Origin of the sequence: Xanthobacter aminoxidans (genome assembly GCF_023571765.1) — a bacterium.
Classification (GTDB): Bacteria; Pseudomonadota; Alphaproteobacteria; order Rhizobiales; family Xanthobacteraceae; genus Xanthobacter; species Xanthobacter aminoxidans.
The window spans coordinates 147475-166148 of sequence record NZ_JAMJXC010000002.1; the positions used below are offsets into that span (position 1 = coordinate 147475).

The 18674-nt window shown below is 66.3% G+C and carries 17 protein-coding genes and 1 other RNA gene; 14 read left to right on the forward strand and 4 right to left on the reverse strand.

What is annotated here, in order from left to right; translation table 11 throughout:
* Positions 1-85 precede the first annotated feature (85 nt).
* The 3 genes from EJ105_RS03440 to EJ105_RS03450 form a co-directional block, all read right to left on the reverse strand.
* Positions 86-3595: a PAS domain-containing hybrid sensor histidine kinase/response regulator gene (locus tag EJ105_RS03440; RefSeq protein WP_250165309.1), complete on the reverse strand. Its 3510-nt coding sequence runs from the start codon at positions 3593-3595 to the stop codon at positions 86-88.
* A gap of 106 nt (positions 3596-3701) precedes the next feature.
* Positions 3702-4403 (reverse strand): alpha/beta hydrolase, encoded by a 702-nt coding sequence (locus EJ105_RS03445; RefSeq protein WP_250165310.1) that lies wholly within the window; start codon positions 4401-4403, stop codon positions 3702-3704.
* Between the two features lie 70 nt (positions 4404-4473).
* A complete protein-coding gene (locus EJ105_RS03450; RefSeq protein WP_394041540.1) occupies positions 4474-4971 on the reverse strand; it encodes a MarR family winged helix-turn-helix transcriptional regulator in 498 nt (165 codons plus the stop codon).
* Between the two features lie 136 nt (positions 4972-5107).
* Between EJ105_RS03450 and EJ105_RS03455 the strand changes: the two genes are divergently transcribed.
* Positions 5108-5536 (forward strand): organic hydroperoxide resistance protein, encoded by a 429-nt coding sequence (locus EJ105_RS03455; protein WP_250165311.1) that lies wholly within the window; start codon positions 5108-5110, stop codon positions 5534-5536.
* A 138-nt stretch (positions 5537-5674) separates the two neighbouring features.
* On the opposite strand, the gene ffs is transcribed toward EJ105_RS03455, so the two are convergent.
* An RNA gene (gene ffs, locus EJ105_RS03460) (signal recognition particle sRNA small type) lies at positions 5675-5773 on the reverse strand.
* A gap of 112 nt (positions 5774-5885) precedes the next feature.
* Between ffs and EJ105_RS03465 the strand changes: the two genes are divergently transcribed.
* The 13 genes from EJ105_RS03465 (at position 5886) to EJ105_RS03525 (ending at position 18585) form a co-directional block, all read left to right on the forward strand.
* A complete protein-coding gene (locus tag EJ105_RS03465) occupies positions 5886-6806 on the forward strand; it encodes a hypothetical protein (protein ID WP_250165312.1) in 921 nt (306 codons plus the stop codon).
* Positions 6807-7581: 775 nt separating this feature from the next.
* A complete protein-coding gene (locus tag EJ105_RS03470) occupies positions 7582-8688 on the forward strand; it encodes a hydrogenase small subunit (RefSeq protein WP_250165313.1) in 1107 nt (368 codons plus the stop codon).
* Complete coding sequence (locus EJ105_RS03475) at positions 8685-10499, forward strand: nickel-dependent hydrogenase large subunit (protein ID WP_029556065.1); 1815 nt, start codon at positions 8685-8687, stop codon at positions 10497-10499. Before EJ105_RS03470 ends, EJ105_RS03475 begins: the two co-directional genes overlap by 4 nt.
* Positions 10500-10511: 12 nt before the next feature.
* The gene (cybH, locus tag EJ105_RS03480; RefSeq protein ID WP_029556066.1) at positions 10512-11264 is read left to right on the forward strand and encodes a Ni/Fe-hydrogenase, b-type cytochrome subunit; all 753 of its coding nucleotides are present in this window, start codon (positions 10512-10514) and stop codon (positions 11262-11264) included.
* Positions 11265-11680: 416 nt separating this feature from the next.
* Positions 11681-12307, forward strand: coding sequence for a HyaD/HybD family hydrogenase maturation endopeptidase (locus EJ105_RS03485; RefSeq protein WP_250165314.1), 627 nt, complete (start codon positions 11681-11683; stop codon positions 12305-12307).
* A 2-nt stretch (positions 12308-12309) separates the two neighbouring features.
* Positions 12310-12642: a HypC/HybG/HupF family hydrogenase formation chaperone gene (locus EJ105_RS03490; protein ID WP_250165315.1), complete on the forward strand. Its 333-nt coding sequence runs from the start codon at positions 12310-12312 to the stop codon at positions 12640-12642.
* Positions 12642-13046: a thioredoxin domain-containing protein gene (locus EJ105_RS03495; RefSeq protein ID WP_250165316.1), complete on the forward strand. Its 405-nt coding sequence runs from the start codon at positions 12642-12644 to the stop codon at positions 13044-13046. The genes EJ105_RS03490 and EJ105_RS03495 overlap by 1 nt, the downstream gene beginning before the upstream one ends.
* A 13-nt stretch (positions 13047-13059) precedes the next feature.
* The gene (locus EJ105_RS03500) at positions 13060-13911 is read left to right on the forward strand and encodes a hydrogenase expression/formation protein (protein ID WP_250165317.1); all 852 of its coding nucleotides are present in this window, start codon (positions 13060-13062) and stop codon (positions 13909-13911) included.
* Between the two features lie 8 nt (positions 13912-13919).
* The gene (locus EJ105_RS03505) at positions 13920-14801 is read left to right on the forward strand and encodes a [NiFe]-hydrogenase assembly chaperone HybE (protein WP_250165318.1); all 882 of its coding nucleotides are present in this window, start codon (positions 13920-13922) and stop codon (positions 14799-14801) included.
* Complete coding sequence (locus EJ105_RS03510; RefSeq protein WP_250165319.1) at positions 14798-15760, forward strand: hypothetical protein; 963 nt, start codon at positions 14798-14800, stop codon at positions 15758-15760. The genes EJ105_RS03505 and EJ105_RS03510 overlap by 4 nt, the downstream gene beginning before the upstream one ends.
* On the forward strand, positions 15753-16094 hold the full coding sequence (hypA, locus tag EJ105_RS03515) for a hydrogenase maturation nickel metallochaperone HypA (protein WP_250165320.1): 342 nt from the start codon (positions 15753-15755) through the stop codon (positions 16092-16094). The genes EJ105_RS03510 and hypA overlap by 8 nt, the downstream gene beginning before the upstream one ends.
* A complete protein-coding gene (gene hypB / locus EJ105_RS03520) occupies positions 16094-17113 on the forward strand; it encodes a hydrogenase nickel incorporation protein HypB (RefSeq protein ID WP_250165321.1) in 1020 nt (339 codons plus the stop codon). Before hypA ends, hypB begins: the two co-directional genes overlap by 1 nt.
* Positions 17110-18585 (forward strand): sigma-54-dependent transcriptional regulator, encoded by a 1476-nt coding sequence (locus EJ105_RS03525; protein ID WP_250165322.1) that lies wholly within the window; start codon positions 17110-17112, stop codon positions 18583-18585. The genes hypB and EJ105_RS03525 overlap by 4 nt, the downstream gene beginning before the upstream one ends.
* The last annotated feature ends 89 nt before the right edge of the window (positions 18586-18674 follow it).

Sequence of the window (18674 nt, forward strand, 5' to 3'; positions counted from 1 at the left end):
TTGGGCGTTCATGGGGATGAACGAGGGCTTAATCGCGAAGCGCGGGCGCCGTGGCGCAAAGGGCACGCTGGAAGCCGGCGAAAGACTATTCGGCGGCGGCGCGGGCGATGCGCCAGTGGGCGAGGATCGCCCGGAGCGCCGCGGGCTTCAGCGGCTTGTTGAGGATCTCCATGTCCGCCGCGCGGGCCGCGTCGCGCACCTTCTTGGAGCGGTCGGCGGTGATGAGGACGGCGGGTATTTTCCCCAGTTTCCACCTCAGCGACATGATCGCCTCGATGCCGTGGCCGCCGTCGAGATGGTAGTCCACGAGGGCCACGTCGGGCTTCTTGCGACGGTGGCGCACCGCCTCGATGGCCCCCTGCGCGTCGGCGGCGGTGATGACGTCGCACCCCCATCCGCTGAGCAGCATCTGCATGCCCTCGAGGATGGTCGGCTCGTTGTCGATGGCGAGGATGGTCAGGCCGTCGAGCTGCGCGCCGCGTCGGGCGGGGCTGGGCGCTGCCTCGCGCTCCTCCGGCATGGAGACGGCCACCGGCAGCTCCACCGTGAAGGCCGAGCCCTTGCCGGGGGTAGAGCGGATCGCCACCGGATGTTCCAGCACGCGGGCGATACGCTCGACGATGGACAGGCCGAGGCCGAGGCCGCGCGCGGCCTTCGCCCCCTGATCGAGGCGCTGGAACTCCTGGAACACCAGCTTGTGCTTGGCGCGCGGAATGCCGACGCCGGTGTCGTAGACCTCCACCCGCAGCTTGCCCCCCACCCGCCGGCAGCCGACGAGGATGCGGCCGCGCTGGGTGTATTTCACCGCGTTGGAGACGAGGTTCTGCAGCAGGCGGCGCAGCAGCCGACGGTCGGAGCGCACGGCCAGCGTGCAGGGCAGGAAGGTGAGTTCGAGGTTCTTCTCCCGCGCCAGCGGGGCAAATTCCGTCTCCAGCGGCTTCAGCACGTCGGCGATGCGGAAGGCGGAGAATTCCGGGCGCATGACGCCGCTGTCGAGGCGGGAGATGTCGAGCAGCGCGCCGAGGATCTCCTCCACCGATTCCAGCGAGGCGTCGATATTGCCGGCGAGGCGCTCCTCCTCCGATCCCTTGGCCCGCTCCACCATGCTGGTGGCGTAGAGCCGGGCGGCGTTGAGCGGCTGGAGGATGTCGTGGCTGGCGGCGGCGAGGAAACGCGTCTTGGAGAGGTTGGCCTCGTCCGCCTCGGCCTTGGCGATCTCCAGCGCGCCGTTGAGGCGCTCCAGTTCCTCGGTGCGCTCGCGCACCCGCCGCTCCAGCGTCTCGTTGGCGCGCTCCAGGGCGAGCGCGGCCTCCACGCTCGCGGTGATGTCGGTGAAGGTCACGGCGATGCCGCCGTCCGGCATGGGGTCGGAGCGGGCCTCGATCACGGCGCCGCGCTGGTGCAGGCGCTCGGAGAAATCCGGGTCGGGGCTCACATAGCGCGTGACGCGGCGGGCGATGTCGACGCTGTCCTCGTCGGCCGGTGCGGCGGCGAGGATGTCGGTGAGCGGCACGCCCACCGCGTAGCACTCGCCGGGCAGGTCGAGCATCTGGCCGAACTGGCGATTCCAGCACACGAGGCGCAGGTCGCGGTCGAACACGGCGATGCCCTGCCGCACATGGTCGATGGCGCTCTGCAGCAGCTCGCGATTGTACTGGATGGCGGCGGAGGCGTCGTCCAGCAGCTTCAGGGCCGCCTTGGTGGAGACCGCCCGCTTGCGCAGCAGCAGCGACAGCACGAGACGGGAGGAAGCCGCGCCCACCGCCGAGGCGAGCAGATGCTCGGCGTGGCGCACCATGCCCGCGTCCGCCTCACGGTGGGTGTCGAGCGCGAAGCCGTGCTGGCGGGCGTAGCTGTCGAAGGCGGCACGGGCGCGCTCGGCGCCGAGATAGCGTTCCACCGTCGCCATCAGCTCTCCGAGGGAGACGGAGGAGCGCCAACGCAGGAAGGCGGGGCGCGCTGGCGGCCGATCGCCCGTCCCCGCGAACAGGCGCGCCTGCGTGCGCTCGATCTGCGAGGGCCGGGTCAGGAAGGAGACGATGACCAGCGCCAGCGTGTTCAGCCCGAGGCTCCAGGCGACGCCATGGGCGAGCGGTCCGGCGGTGAGGCCGAGCAGCGCCGTGGGGCGCAGCAGGGAGATGCCGAACGGGCCGTTCTGCAGCACGCCGGCGGAGATGAGCCCCGCCTCGGCGAGGCTCGGCAGCATCAGCGTATAGGCCCAGGTGATCCCGCCCACCACGATGCCCGCGATGGCCCCGGCGGCGGTGGCGCGCTGCCAGAGCAGCCCGGCGGCGAAGGCCGGCCCCACCTGCGCGATGGCGGCGAAGGAGAGCAAGCCGATCTGCGCCAGCTGCACCTCGCCGGTGGTGCGGTAATAGAGATAGGCGAGCAGGACGATGGCGAAGATGGAGATGCGCCGCACCATCAGCAGCAGGCCGGTCATGTCCTCGCGGGGCTCGCCCTCTGGCAGGTCCGCCGATCTGGCGGCGCGACGGCGCAGCAACAGCGGGATCACCAGGTCGTTGGAGACCATGATGGCGATGGCCACGCACTCCACGATGACCATCGCGGTGGCCGCCGAGAGGCCGCCGACGAAGGCGAGGAGGGCAAGGCTGTCGAAGCCGGCGGCGAGCGGCACGGCGAGCACATAGACGTCGCTGTCCACCAGATTGAGCGGAAACAGCGTCATCCCCGCCAGCGCCAGCGGCACCACGAACAGGTTGATGAGCACGAGATAGAGCGGGAACAGCCAGCGGGCGCGGCGGATCTCGCTCTCGCCCTTGTTCTCCACCACGGCCACATGGAACTGCCGCGGCATCAGCATGAAGGCGCCGCCGGACAGGATGGTCATGGTGAGCCAGTTCTCCAGCGACAGCCCGCGCTCGAACGGCGCCACGGCGTTCGCCTCCCGCGCTGCGTAGAACAGGGAGAATGGACCGTCGAAGATGACGAAGGTGACGAGCAGGCCGACACCCAGGAAGGCCGCGAGCTTCACCAGCGATTCCGTGGCGATGGCCAGCATCAGCCCGTTCTGGTGCTCGGTGGCGTCGGTGTGGCGGGTGCCGAACAGGATGGCGAACGCCGCCATGGCGCAGGCGACGAACAGCGCGAGATCGCCCACCAGCGTGCCGCGCCCATGCTCGCCCGCGAAATGCCCCAGCAGCGCCACCAGCGAGGCGGAGACCGCCTTCAGCTGCAGCGAGATGTAGGGGATGGCGGCGATGATGGCGACGATGGCCACCAGCGCCGCGATACCCTGGTTCTTGCCGTAGCGGGCGGCGATGAAGTCGGCGATGGAGGTGATGTTGTTGGCCTTGGCCAGCCGCACCACGCGCAGGAAGAGGGGCGCGCCCACCGTCATCAGGATGATGGGGCCGAGATAGATGGTGAGGAAGTCGAAGCCCTGGGTGGTGGCGAGGCCCACCGAGCCGAAGAAGGTCCAGGAAGTGCAGTAGACCGCCAGCGACAGGGAATAGATCATCGGCCGCGGCGTGCGGCCCGCGCCGGGGCGCAGCCGGTCGCCATAGCTCGCGATGGCGAACAGCAGGCCGATATAGGCCAGAGCCACGAAGATGACGACCGAAGCCTGAAGCATGTCCCCCGTCCGGCCTCCCCAAACCGGAAACCGCCCGTTCTTGATCTGTTTTGGGGAACCTCATCACTTCGTAGGGGGCTTGTCCAGCGGCTGGATCAAAGCCGGCTCACGGGGTGGCGCCGGCGGGTACAGGTGCGAGGAAGAAGGCGACGGCGAGGCCCACCACCGGCGGCTGCCAGGCATGGGGGCCGCTATATTCCATATAGGTCACGTCGTAGCCCGCTTCCTTGAGCAGGGCCGCATGGGTCCGGCCGGAGCGCTCCACCGGGATCTGCTCGTCATTCACCCCGTGGGAGATGAACACGCGCGGCGCCCCGCTCTGGCGCTGGACGGACATGAAGCCCGCCGAGGAGACGATGAGGTGGGTGACGAAATGGCCGTTGGTGAGGCCCAGCGAGAGGGTGTAGCTGCCGCCGTCCGAATGGCCGGCGAAGCAGATTCGGGTGCGGTCGATCTCGAAATGCCGGGCGACCAAAGCAAGCGCCGTCTCCAGCCGCTCGCGGTCCGGGCCGTTGCCGGCGATCACGATGTCCCAGGTGGGGAAGACCGATTGCGGCACCAGCAGCAGGAAGCGGTGGGTGAGGGCGTGCTGCTCCATCATGGGCAGGATCTTCTGCGCGCTGCCGCCGCCGCCGTGGAACAGCACCATCAGCGGCACCGGGACGCCCGGCTCCAGCCCCTCCGGCACCACCAGGAGGGCGTCGCGCTCCGCTGAAAGGCCGAGGGTGTGATGGCCGGGGGCGAGGGGCGGCAGGTCCGGCGCGGCGGGGGCGAAGGTGATGTGGCCGGCGAGATGGGGATCGAGCATGGCGGCCTCCCGGATGTTCTGGCGTTTCCGCATCCGGTGTACCGTATACAAGCGCGAAAATGAAGCCGCCTCAGGCCTTTGCGGCCTTCTCCAGCGTCTCGCGCAGCGCCGTGACCTCGCGCTGGAGGCGGACCACGTCCTCGAGGTTCAGGCCGGTGGCGGCGAGGATGCAGGCGGGGATGTGGCGGGCCTTGTCCTGCAACGCCTTGCCCTGGGGGGTGAGCTTCACCCGCACCACCCGTTCGTCGGCTCCGTCGCGGCGGCGGGAGACGTGGCCGAGGGCTTCCAGCCGCTTCAGCAAAGGCGTGAGGGTGCTGGATTCCAGCCCCAGCGCGGTGCCGAGGCTGCCGACGGTGCGGTCGTCCTCGGTCCACAGGCTCACCAGCGCGAGGTATTGCGGATAGGTGAGGCCGAGGGCGTCCAGCAGGGGCTGGTAGACCCTGTTGAAGGCGTGGTTCGCGGCATAAAAGGCGAAACACACCATGTTTTCCACCGGGATCAGCCCGGGTTCAGCAGGTGTCAGCTGGGGTGTCAGTTCAGGTGTCAGTTCGGGCGTTGGTTCGGACATGGCGGGGCCTCGGGCCTCCTCCTCAAATAAATCGCGCACGATAGAATCGCAACCGCTTGACGGCCGCCATCGGCTCGGCTATTTAGATCGTACACGATTTAATCGCTCACAAGTTAATAACCCGCAGGAGAGCCCCATGCCCGTCACCGTCCTCTACTCCACCTCCGCCCGCGCCACCGGTGGCCGCGATGGCCGCTCCGGTACGCTGGACGGCAATCTCGAAGTGAAGCTCGTCACCCCGAAGGAGCTGGGCGGCCCCGGCGGCGAGGGTGTGAACCCCGAGCAGCTGTTCGCCACCGGCTATGCGGCCTGCTTCCTCGGCGCCATGAAGTTCGTGGCCTCGCAGGGCGGCACCGCCAAGGTGCCGGCGGATGCGACCGTCACCGCCACCGTGGGCATCGGCCCGCGCTCGGAAGGCGGCTTCGGCCTGGAGATCGCGCTGGCGGTGGCCCTGCCCGGCGTGGACCGCGCGGAGGGCGAGGCGCTCATCGCCAAGGCGCACGAGGTGTGCCCCTATTCCAACGCCACCCGCAACAATATCGACGTGAAGCTCAGCCTCGTCTGATCCCCCTGCCCGCTCTGCCCCGAGCCGCCGCCGCTCTCCCCCGGAGGGCGGCGGTTTTTTTGTGCCTGCGGAAGCAGAAACGCGCACGGGCGCGACGGCCGGGGAGGCCGCGCGCCAGTCGATGCTGTCGATGCAAGGGGTGGGAGGCTGGACGAAGACCCGAGACCGGGCTCGTTGGGGCTGCTTCCTTCCGGACCTGACCCGGTTGGCGAGTGGCTCGTCCACCGCCAACCTCCCACGCGCTATATGGCAGGGGGAGGGGTGGGATGCAAGGGGGAGGCCTTGCAGGCAGGTTGCATCCGAGCAATTATTCCAACCCTGAATCGAACCTGCTTATCAGGGCGGCATTATGGTCAGCGCAATTGGGCTCAGAGTTTATAAGATCGGGGCTCATCCCCGCAGGGACGCTACTCCATTGCCTCTAGTCGATAAAAAGTCAGGCATCGACGTCCCCTCTTACATAGCCTCTTTCGTTAATCAGAACAAAACACAAAACAAGAAAGACTCAGCCGAACGAAGCTGGTATTTCGAAAAGATGGAGGAAACTAAGCCTGGATGCTGCCGAGGATATATACATTATGGAACCTTTGGTTTTGAAAGCAATTTTGTTGATGGAAAAACAAAAGCCAAAAAATATAAAAGATCTGTGACCGATGTGGAAGAAATACCACTTTATTTTGAATTTTGGACATCTAGCGACAATCGAACCGCGCTTGCAGCCTTCCAATCTTTTCAGGGGCGCTCTTGTATAAATATTTTATTTTCTGATATACAAGAAGACTTTGAAAGGAAAACAAACAATATACTCACGTTCAAAAAACTACTTCCCAGCGACTCGAAGGGATCTGTATATAATGCAGCTCCTGTCAAAAACATAAAGCTTATAAAGAGAAATGCTGGAAACGATGTTACTGATACATACATAGAGACAGACGGGACGAGCCTTGTCGATTTTGAGATTTCAATATCAGCAAAAAGAAAAAGCAGCCTTGGCGCCCTATCAGATGTCTATTCTCGCTTTAAGAAATCTGACGAGAGTGCGCTTATTTATGATGGCGTTGAATTTTCAGAGGCATATGCCGAAATTCGAGTCGGAAATAAATTGAGAAAGATTGGATTATTTGGCGCCCACGGCGATGCGGGCGTTATAGATTTAACTGGACAGGTAAAAAGAGGCCTAAATGGCCACCCGACATTTGATTCGATGAAAAATGAAACAAAATCAATTCTCGACTCCATATACAAATCACTTTATGGAGCCAAGAGATGAAAATAAATATATACATTATATTTAGAGACCACATAAATACGTTTTATAATTACGGATCAAACAGTAGAAGTTTGTTTGATTTTTTACTATTTTATGGTATTCCTACAGTATTATCATTAGTCTCTTTTTATTTCTCGATCACAATGAAGTCCGATTATTACAATTTATCGATAACATTTTATGGAATATTTTTGGCTCTTTTGCTAAATATACAAGTAGCGATATTCTCCATCTATCAACGCCAATGGAAACACGAAGAAAATGATAGAGATGAAGAACGGATGCGCGAAAAACGCGAAAGCAAAAGAATCATACTGACTGAACTGAATTCCAATATATCTTATCTGACAGCTTTAAGCTGCATCGCATTGGCCGCATTCTTAGTATTTTACTCTCTGGATATTAACAATAGTATAACTGCAGCAATTTCGATATTTTTTTACAGTCATTTCATTCTAACATTCTTGATGGTGATAAAAAGATCGCATGCGCTTTTTTCGCATGAGTATAAGGTCGATTGATTTTTCGGAATCGAACGCTGATCGGTTGTTGGCTGCCTTCGATTCTCACCAACATAAACCACGTCCCGATAACCCCCTTTCCACCCCACCCCTCAAACCGCTCACCCCCCATCCACCCCCTCCGCCGCGCCGCCGCACCCAACCCCCTGAAATCCCACACACTCCCCCTCTGGCACACGCCTTGCTGAAACGGTTCCAATCCCCCGGCCTCGACGCCGGCGGGGAGGACAAGTCAGCCAAGGGGGGACGCCTTTATGGCCCTCGAGACGTTCTATGAGGTCATGCGGCGGCAGGGCATCACCCGCCGTTCGTTCCTGAAATACTGCTCGCTCACGGCGGCGGCCCTCGGCCTCGGGCCGGAGTTCGCGCCGCAGATCGCGCAGGCCATGGAAACCAAGCCGCGCACCCCGGTGCTGTGGCTGCATGGGCTGGAATGCACCTGCTGCTCGGAGAGCTTCATCCGCTCGGCGCATCCTCTGGTGAAGGATGTGGTGCTGTCGATGATCTCGCTCGACTATGACGACACCCTCATGGCCTCCGCCGGCCATCAGGCGGAAGCGATCCTCGACGAGGTGATGACCAAGTACAAGGGCAACTACATCCTCGCGGTGGAGGGCAACCCGCCGCTGAACGAGGATGGCATGTATTGCATCATCGGCGGCAAGCCCTTCGTGGACCAGTTGAAGAAGGTGGCGAAGGACGCGAAAGCCATCATCTCCTGGGGCTCCTGCGCCTCTTATGGCTGCGTGCAGGCCGCGCGCCCCAACCCCACCCGCGCCACGCCGGTGCACGAGGTGATCTTCGACAAGCCCATCATCAAGGTGCCGGGCTGCCCGCCCATCGCCGAGGTGATGACCGGCGTCATCACCTACATGCTCACCTTCGACCAGCTCCCCGCGCTCGACCGGCAGGGCCGGCCGCTGATGTTCTATTCCCAGCGCATCCACGACAAATGCTATCGCCGGCCGCACTTCGACGCCGGCCAGTACGTCGAGAGCTTCGACGACGAGGGCGCGCGCAAGGGCTATTGCCTCTACAAGGTGGGCTGCAAGGGCCCCACCACCTACAACGCCTGCTCCACCGTGCGCTGGAATGATGGCGTGTCCTTCCCCATCCAGGCCGGACACGGCTGCATCGGCTGCTCGGAAGACGGCTTCTGGGACAAAGGCTCGTGGTACGCGCGCCTCGCGGACCTCAAGAACTCCGGCTTCGGCATTGAGGCCAATGCCGATCAGGTGGGCCTCGTCGCCGCCGGCGCGGTGGGCGCGGGCGTCGCGGTCCATGCGGCGGTCAGCGCGCTGAAGCGCGCCCAGCACAAGAACACCGACGGCGCGACCAAGACCGAGGGAGGCGAGAAGTGACCATCCAGACGCCGAACGGCTTTTCCCTCGACACTTCAGGCAAGCGCATCGTTGTCGATCCGGTCACCCGCATCGAAGGCCACATGCGCTGCGAAGTGAATGTGGATTCCAACAACATCATCCGCAACGCGGTCTCCACCGGCACCATGTGGCGTGGGCTGGAAGTGATCCTCAAGGGCCGCGACCCGCGCGACGCCTGGGCCTTCGTGGAACGCATCTGCGGCGTGTGCACCGGCTGCCACGCGCTCACCAGCGTGCGCGCGGTGGAGGATGCGCTCCAGATCAAGATCCCCAACAACGCCTTCCTGATCCGCGAGATCATGGCCAAGGTGCTGCAGTGGCACGACCACGTCGTCCACTTCTACCACCTGCACGCGCTGGACTGGGTGAACCCGGTGAATGCGCTCAAGGCGGACCCGAAGGCGACTTCGGTGCTCCAGCAGTCCATCTCCGCGCATTCCAAGTCATCGCCGGGATACTTCCGCGACGTGCAGAACCGGCTGAAGAAGTTCGTGGAGAGCGGACAGCTCGGCATCTTCAAGAACGGCTATTGGGACAACCCGGCCTATCTGCTGCCGCCGGAAGCGGATCTGCTGGCGGTGACGCACTATCTGGAGGCGCTCGACTTCCAGAAGGAGATCGTGAAGGTCCACACCATCTTCGGCGGCAAGAACCCGCATCCGAACTATCTGGTGGGCGGCGTGCCCTGCGCCATCAACATGAACGGCGACATGGCCGCCGGCGCCCCGCTCAACATGGAGCGGCTGAACTTCGTGAAGCTGAAGCTTCAGGAAGCCTTCGAGTTCTCGCAGAACGTCTATGTGCCTGACGTGATCGCCATCGCCTCCTTCTATAAAGGCTGGCTCTATGGCGGCGGCCTCTCCGGCCAGAACGTCATGGACTACGGCGATTACGAAGCCATCCAGGGCCAGAAGAAGACCGACCGCCTGCCCGGCGGCGTCATCCTCAACGGCAACTGGAACGAGGTGCACCCCATCGACCCCCGCGACCCCGCGCAGGTGCAGGAATTCGTGGCGCACTCCTGGTACACCTACGGCGAGGGCAACAACGACAAGGGCCTGCACCCGTGGGACGGCGTGACCGACCCGCAGTACAAGCTCGGCCCCGCCGCCAAGGGCACCCGCACCGACATCCAGGAAATCGACGAGAACGCCAAGTATTCCTGGATCAAGGCGCCGCGCTGGAAGGGCAATGCGGTGGAGGTGGGCCCGCTGGCCCGCTACATCCTCGCCTATGCCCAGGGCGTCGACTACGTGAAGGGGCAGGTGGACGAGGCGCTCGGCACGTTCAACACGCTCGCCGGCACCAACCTCACGGCCAAGCAGGCGCTGCCGACCACCATCGGCCGCACCCTCGCCCGGGCGCTCGAGGCGCATTACTGCGCCAAGATGATGCTGGACGACTTCGACCACCTCATCGCCAACATCAAGGCCGGCGACACCTCCACCGCCAACATGGAGAAGTGGGACCCCGCCACCTGGCCCAAGGAGGCCAAGGGCGTCGGCACCGTCGCGGCGCCGCGCGGCGGTCTCGGCCACTGGATCAAGATCAAGGACGGGCGGATCGAGAACTACCAGTGCGTGGTGCCCACCACCTGGAACGGCGGGCCGCGCGATCCCAAGGGCAATATCGGCGCGTTCGAGGCCTCCCTCATGAACACGCCCATGCAGCGCCCCGAGGAGCCGGTGGAGATCCTGCGCACCCTCCACTCCTTCGACCCGTGCCTCGCCTGCTCCACCCACGTCATGTCCGACGACGGGGCTGAGCTGGCGCGCGTCACCGTGCGCTGAGGGGAGGCCGCGATGACGGATACCTCTCTCTCCGGGGCCGCCCCTCCGGCGGCGCCCACCACCCCGGTCGCGCAGGCGATCGCCGGTGGAAAGAAGCTGACCACCGTCTATGTCTACGAGGCGCCGGTGCGCCTGTGGCACTGGGTGAACGCGCTGTCCATCCTGGTCCTGTGCGTCACCGGCTATCTCATCGGCTCGCCCTTCCCCACCCTCTCGGGCGAGCCGAGCTCCCATTACCTGATGGGCACCATCCGCTTCGTGCACTTCTCGGCGGGCTACATCCTCGCCGTGGGGTTCCTGGGGCGGATCATCTGGGCCTTCTTCGGCAACAAGTACTCGCGGGAGCTGTTCACCTTCCCCTTCTGGCGGAAGAGCTTCTGGAAGGGCTTCTTCACCGAGGTGCAGTGGTATGCCTTCCTCAAGCCGCGCCCGCTGAAGTTCGTGGGGCACAATCCGCTGGCGCAGGTGTTCCTGTTCTTCGTGATGGTGCTGGGCCTCGCCTTCATGATCCTCACCGGCTTCGCCCTCTATTCCGAGGGTACGGGGCTCGGCTCGTGGCAGGCGAATCTGTTCGGCTGGGTCATCCCGCTGCTGGGCGGCTCCATGCAGGTGCACACGCTGCATCACCTCGGCATGTGGGTGATCATCGTGTTCATCATCATCCACGTCTATTCGGTGATCCGCGAGGACATCATGTCCCGCCAGTCCATGGTCTCCGCCATCACCAACGGCCACCGCACCTTCCGGGACGACGATCCGGACTGAGCGGCAGCCTCTGCGGGGGCAGAGGGCGGGAGTGGACGAGAAGAGGGCGCGGCTTCGGCTGCGCCCTTTTTCGTGGGCCGGGGGCCGGCGCAGGACGGCCGCAGCGCATGGTGCGGCGCATTCCACTTCGCGCTGCACCTGCTAACGATCGTCGCAGGTGGGCACGCGCCCGGACCGGCGAAAACCGATCCCGGATGGCGGAATATGGAAATCAGAATTCCATTTTCGAGCCAGATCGATCACACTCCTTTCAATGTCGGTCGGCAACCCCGCCCCTCCCTCTCTGCCCACTGTTGATCCGAATCAACCGGTTGGCCGGCTTCCAGCCGGGTTGGCACGGTCCTTGATTTAGACGAACTCGAAATCAGACGGCGGCAGACCGTCGTGGGAGGCCATCGCAGGGAGGGCGGCGTCGCATGGACGGCGAACGGATTTGCGCGCGCATTCTGGTGCTCGGCATCGGCAACATCTTGTGGGCCGACGAAGGCTTCGGCGTGCGGGTTCTGGAAACCCTGGACCGCGCCTACACCTTCCCGGAGCCCGTGACGCTGCTCGATGGCGGCACGCAGGGCCTCTACCTCCTGCCCTATCTCGAAGAAGCCGAAGGCGTCGTCATCGTGGACGCGGTGGATTTCGGCTCTCCGCCGGGCACCCTCCACATCCGCGCCGACGCCGACGTGCCCGCCGTGCTCGCCGCCCGCAAGGTGAGCCTGCACCAGACCGGCTTCCAGGAAATCCTCGGCCTGCTCGCTCTGCGCGGCCACACCCCCGGCCGCATCGTGCTGGTGGGCGTGCAGCCGGAGGTGCTGGACGATTACGGCGGCGGCCTCACCCAGACCGTCGCCGCGCAGATCGAGCCCGCCGCGCGCAAGGTGCTTGCCATCCTCAAGGACGAGTTCGGCATCGTGCCGGAGCCCCGCGCCGGAGAAGGCTCTCTCGTCACCGCCGCCGTCGCCCGCGATCCCTATGAGACCGAGCGCCCCAGCGCCGAGGAGGCCTGCCGCATCGGCGATGCCCGCGTGCTCGTGCGAGGAGACGCCTAGCCATGTGCCTCGGCCTGCCCATGCGCATCGAACGCCTCGAAGGCCCCTACGCGCTCTGCGCGGCCGACGGGCGGGAGGAGCAGGTCGATCTCTCCCTCGTGCCCGAGGCCGGCGTGGGCGATCACGTCCTCGTCTTCCAGGGCACCGCCCGCCGCCGGCTCGATGCGGAGGAGGCCCGCCTCATCACCGAAGCTCTCTCCGGCGTCGCCGCCATCATGGCTGGGGAGGCCGACACCGCCCTCATCGACCGCGCCTTCGCCGATCTCGTGGACCGCGAGCCGGTCCTGCCGCCCCATCTCGCCGCGGCCTATGCCGCCGGCCGAAAGGAAGCCTGATGCCCCCGGTCGCCGCTCCCGATCTCCACCCCCTCGTCCGCCGCCTCAGCGAGGCCGGCGCCTGGCCCTCCGTCGAGACGCTGGAGGATGCCGCCCATCTCGATGCGCGCGACCATCTCCTGTTCCTGCCCTCCCACGGCAAGGCGCATCTGGAGAGCCCGGATATCGCCGTGGTGCTGCCCGAACTGGTGAAAGCGCTGGGCGGGTCTGAGGCCATCGGCATCGCCATCGCCGGCCCCAAGGCGGAGACCGCGCTGCGCGACACCATGAGCCTCGCGCTTCCGGCCATCGTGGTGCTGCGCGCCGGCCAGCCGGTGGGCGCCATCGCCCGCATGCGCGACTGGGACGAATATCTCGACAAGCTCCGCGTGCTGCTCGCCGCCCCCTCCGCCGCCACCCACTGAAGGCTGCCCCCAAATGTCTTCGTCCCCCTTCGCCACACAGCCCCCCGTCGGCTTCGGCCCCGGCAGCCAGTCCACCGAGGACGAGGGCCTCGCCTATCTCCAGATGCCCTCCGGCATGCGCACCTTCGAGGCGCACCTCATCGAGGTGGAGGACAAGGACCGCTACGCCCCCGCCTTCACCGTGCTGGAACAGGTGATCGCCGCGCTGGAAAGCTGGCAGCCGGGCGAGAGCCGCATCATCGATCTCGCCCATCTCGACGCCGCCAACCTCGCTCTGGTGGACGAGGCCATGGGCGAGGGTGAGGTGGCGGTGAAGGTGGAAGGCCGGGGCGATGTGCGCCCCATGGAAATTCAGGAGGCGACTTTCGCCGGCGTGTGGCGCCTGCGCGGCGCGGCGGGCAGCGACCGCATCGAGATCGGCGCCTTCCCGCGCGGCGCCGTGGTTCGCGCGTTCGGTGGCGGTGCAGGCATCGACCTGTCCGGCCTCGATGTGCCCGCCCCCGGCATCTTCAACGCCCCGGCCCTGCTGGTGGAGATCGACGACCGCGCCCGCAACCGCCAGCCCGGCGATGGCGCCCACGTCATAAACCTCTCGCTGCTGCCGCACACGCCGGAAGACCTCGCCATGCTGGACGCGCGCCTCGGCCCCGGCGCGACCACCGTGCTCTCGCGCGGCTACGGCAATTGCCGCATCGACGCGACGGGCACGCGGCACGTCTGGCGGGTGCGCTTCTACAATTCGCAGGACATGCTCATCCTCGACACCATCGAGGTGAGCGAGGTGCCGGAAGTCGCCTGCGCCGCCCGCGAGGACATCGCCGATTCCGCCGAGCGCCTCACCGAGGTGCTGGCGGCCATGAGATGAGGCACAACATGTCCCAGCACAGCTTCTTCGACGGCTCCTATCTCGGCGATCGCGCGCGGCTTGCCCCCACCGCGCGGCTGGAATGCAAGGTCTGCTGGCACGTCTACGACCCCGCCGAGGGGTGCGAGGCGTGGCAGATCCCCCCCGGCACGCCGTTCAACGCGCTGCCCGATCACTGGCGCTGCCCGGTGTGCGACGGCGCCCGCGACGCCTTCATGGTGCTCGACGGCGGCACGCCCGATCTTCCGGCCGTGATGCGCCCCGCGCTGGTCGATCCGGCGCTGGAGCGACAATTGGCCGAGGCGCCCGGCCTGTTCGAGGCGGTGTTCCGCGAAATCCATGCGGCCAAGATGAAGGGCGTGCCCTTCGTCAACGGCTCGCTCGGGGTGAAGGCGGTGGGCTTCCGCATCCATGACGGACGGGTGATGGGCGTACTGGTGACGCCCTGGTTCATGAACATCGTGCTCCTGCCCAACGCCACCGACGACTGGTCGCAGCTGCGGACCGGCGAGAAGGAACTGATCGACTTTCCCTCGGGCACCTACGAGTTCCTCGCCGCCAACCGGCCCGAGACCGGCCCCTACAAGGCCTGCTCGCTGTTCTCCCCCATGTTCGATTTCTCCTCCATGCTGCAGGCGGTGGAGACGGCCGAGGCGGTGATGCCCGGCCTGCTCGATGCCGGCAACCGGGAAGACGGCACCCGCACCGGCGAAATCCGCCGCCGGGCGGAGGCTGACGAAGCCGCCCGTGTCGCGGCTGAGACGGCTGCGCTCGCCCCCGAAGCCGAAACGTCCGCGTCCCGCCGCGAGGCGCCGGTGGAACTCTCCCGCCGCTCGCTCCTCCTCGGCCCGCGCGCCGATGCGGAAGACCTCAGGGACGGCGCGGCATGAACGGCTCCCGCGCGCTCCGCAGCCTCACCCTCACGCCCGACGGGCGCGCGGGCGGCTGGCGCGTGGCGCGGGAGGAGGGGCCGGACCCTGCCGGGACCCTGATCGGCCGCACGCCGGAGGAGGCGGCGCGGCTCGCCCCCCTCGTCTTCAACCTGTGCGGCGCGGCCCACGCCTTCGCCGCCCGCTCCGCCCTCGGCCTGCCCGCCGCCGCCGATGCCGAGACGATGGCGCGCGAGACGGTGCGCGACCACGCGCTCGCCCTTCTCCACACCGTCCCCGTGGCGCTGGGCATGGCGCCGGACCGCGCTGCCCTCGCCCTTCTCGCCCGGCCGGACGGTGCGGCTTTCCATACCGCTCTGGTGGGCGACACCAGCGATCTCTCCGCTTTCTCCCCCGCCGAGCTGGAGGCGTGGCTCGCCGCCGCGCCGACGCCCACAGCCCGCGCCTTCGCCCGCATCCGCGCGGCTGATCCGGCGGAAGGCCGCGTGCATCTGCCGGAGCTGAGCGCGGACGTGCTCGCCGCCACCCTCGTGCGGCCCCCCGCCGCCATCGGCTCCCACCGCGAGACCGGCGCACTGGGCCGCGTCGCCGGGACGCCGCTTCTTGCCGCGCTGCTCGCGTCCGAGGGACCGAGCCTGTTCGTGCGCCTCCTCGCCCGGCTGGTGGACGGCCTTGCCCATCTCGCACCGCGCCCCGCCCCTCCCCTTCCGGCCGGCATCGCGCCCGCCGCGCGCGGACTGCTGGGGCATCGGGCGGAGGTGGAGGCGGGGCGGGTGAAGGCCTATCGCATCCTCTCCCCCAGCGCCTGGAACCTCGCCCCCGGCGGGCTCTTGGAGCGGGCCTTCGCCGCCCTTTCCCCGGGCTGGCGGACGCGGTGGCTTGCGCCGCTGCTCGTTTGCGCCATCAATCCCTGCGTGCCCGTCACCCTCTCCTTCGCCACGGAGCCCGCCTATGCATGAGATGGCCGTGTGCGAGAGCCTGCTCTCGGCAATGGAAGAAGCGGCGAAGGCGCAGAATTTCTCGCGCGTCACCCGCGTGCGCCTCGCCATCGGCCGCTTCGCCGGCATCGAGGTGGAGGCGCTGCGCTTCGGCTTCGACGTGGTGACGCGGGGATCGCTGGCGGACGGCGCCGAGCTGGTGGTTCTGGAGGAGGAGGGCACCGCCTGGTGCTTCGACTGCTCCGACACCGTGCCGCTCGCCCACCGCCTCGCCCCCTGCCCGAAGTGCGGCGGGGAACGGCTCCTGCCCAATGGCGGCACGGAGATGAAGATCAAAGACCTGGAGGTGATGTGATGTGCACGGTCTGCGGCTGCAGCGGCGACGGCGCCACCATTTCCGAGGCGCACGGTCCTTCCCACTCTCATGCCCATGGTCATGACCATCCGCACACCCACACCCATGCGGACGGCACCTCCCACAGCCATGCCCATGGACACGGGCACGATCACGCCCACGGGCATGACCACGACCATGCCCACCACGGCCATGACCCCCATCACCACGACGATCACCACCACCCCGCGCCCGATGCCGGCACGCTGGACTACGGCGCCGGCCCCGCCCGCGCCCATGCGCCGGGGCTGACGCAGGCGCGCATGGTGGAGATCGAGACCTCCATCCTCGCCAAGAACGACGATTACGCCGGCCGCAACCGCACCCGGCTCGATGCCGCCGGCGTGCTGGCGCTGAACCTCCTCTCCGGCCCCGGCGCCGGCAAGACCACGCTTCTCGTGGAAACGCTGAAGGCGCTGTCCGGCCGTCTCCCCTGCGCCGTCATCGAGGGCGACCAGCAGACTGACAACGACGCCGCCCGCATCCGCGCGGTGGGCACCCCGGCGGTGCAGATCAACACCGGCAAGGGCTGCCACCTCGACGCCCACATGGTGGGTCACGCGCTGGAAAAGCTGCCGCTGCCGCCCGGTGGGGTGCTGTTCATCGAGAATGTGGGCAACCTCGTCTGCCCCGCCGCCTTCGACCTCGGCGAGACGAAGCGCGTCACGCTCATCTCGGTGGCGGAGGGCGAGGACAAGCCGCTCAAATATCCCGACATCTTCGAGGGCGCCGACCTCGTCCTCATCACCAAGGCCGACCTCGCGCCGCACGTGGACGCGGACATGGCGACGCTGGAGGCCAACATCCGCCGCATCAATCCCACGGCGGACATCCTCACCACCTCGTCTCGCGGCGAGATCGGGCTCGCCCGCTGGATCGCGTGGCTGGAAGCCGCCCGCGCCGTCCGCCTCAACGACCTTGCGAGCGCCCGCGAGGCCGAGGCTTCCGCTTTGCGTGCGGCTGCGGGAGGCGCGCGATGAACCGGCGCCCGGCCATTCTGGTGGTGGATGACGAGCCGCGCTCGGTGGAGGTCATCGCCCGCGTGCTGGACGAGGAGTTCGACGTCTTCACCGCCCTGAACGCGGAGGAAGCCCGCCGCGTCCTCGAAAACGAGTGGATCCAGGTGATCTTCTGCGACCAGCGGATGCCGCAGACCTCCGGCGTCGCACTGCTCACCGAGGTGCGCGAGCGCTGGCCGGACATCCTGCGCATCATCGTCACCGGCTACACCGAGCCGGAAGACATGATCGGCGCCATCAACGACGCCGGCATCTACCAGTTCATCCCCAAGCCCTGGCATCCGGACCAGTTACTGCTCGCCGCCCGCAATGCCGCGCATCTGTTCCAGCTCCAGCGCGACCATGAGCGGCTGAATCTGGAAATGAAGCTCACCGCCGGCAATGCCGAGGCCCGCCTCGGCGCGCTGGAAGCGCGGGTGAAGCAGAATTTCCACTTCGACACACTGGTGCGCGCCCCCGGCAGCCCGCTCTCGCAGGTCTGCACCCGCGCCGCGCAGGTGGCGACCTTCGACGTGCCCGTGCTGATCCATGGCGAGACCGGCACCGGCAAGGAGTTGCTGGCCCGCGCCATCCATTATTCCAGCCTGCGCTCGGACCGGCCTTTCTTCGCGGTGAACTGCGGGGCGATCCCGGACGAGCTTCTGGAATCCGAGCTGTTCGGCCACAAGAAGGGGTCGTTCACCGGTGCCCACGTGACGCGCATCGGCCTGCTCGACCAGGCGGACGGCGGCACCATCTTTCTCGACGAGATCGGCGATGTTTCCCCTGCCTTCCAGGTGAAGCTGCTGCGCTTCCTGCAGGAGGGCGAGATCCGCCCCGTGGGCTCCAACGAGGCGAAGCGGGTGAATGTCCGCGTGCTCGCCGCCACCCATCGCGACCTGAAAGGCGAGGTGGCCCGCGCCCGCTTCCGCGAGGACCTCTATTATCGCCTCTCGGCCATGGTGCTGACGCTCCCCGCGCTGCGCGAGCGGCGGGCGGACATTCCGGTCCTCGCCCAGAGCGTGCTTGATGCGCTCTCCAGCCAGCACGGCAAGCGCGTGCGCGGCTTCAGCGACGAGACGCTCGCCTGCATGTCCGCCTATGACTGGCCGGGCAACGTGCGCGAATTGCAGAACGAGGTGACGCGCATGCTGGTGCTCACCGAGCGCGACAGCCTCTCCGCCGATCTCCTCTCCCCCCACGTGGTGCGCGCCGCCGCGGCCGAGACGCGGGCGCCGGAGACGCTGGCCAATTCCTCCATCGCGCTGCCGGAGAGCGGTCCGCTGAAGGACCGCATCGAGCGCATGGAGGCCACCATCCTCACCGAGACGCTGGTGCGCTGCCGCTGGAACAAGAGCCGCGCGGCGGAAGAACTTGGCCTCTCCCGCGTCGGCCTGCGCGCCAAGCTCGACCGCTACGGCATCGCCCGTGGCGGCGCGTTTGGGCAGCATTGAGGGGGTTGGGGATGGACGCAAACGTCGATGAAGCCCAAGCCGCCGTCATGCCCGGCCTTGTGCCGGAAGTCGGCTGTTGCCGACTTCCG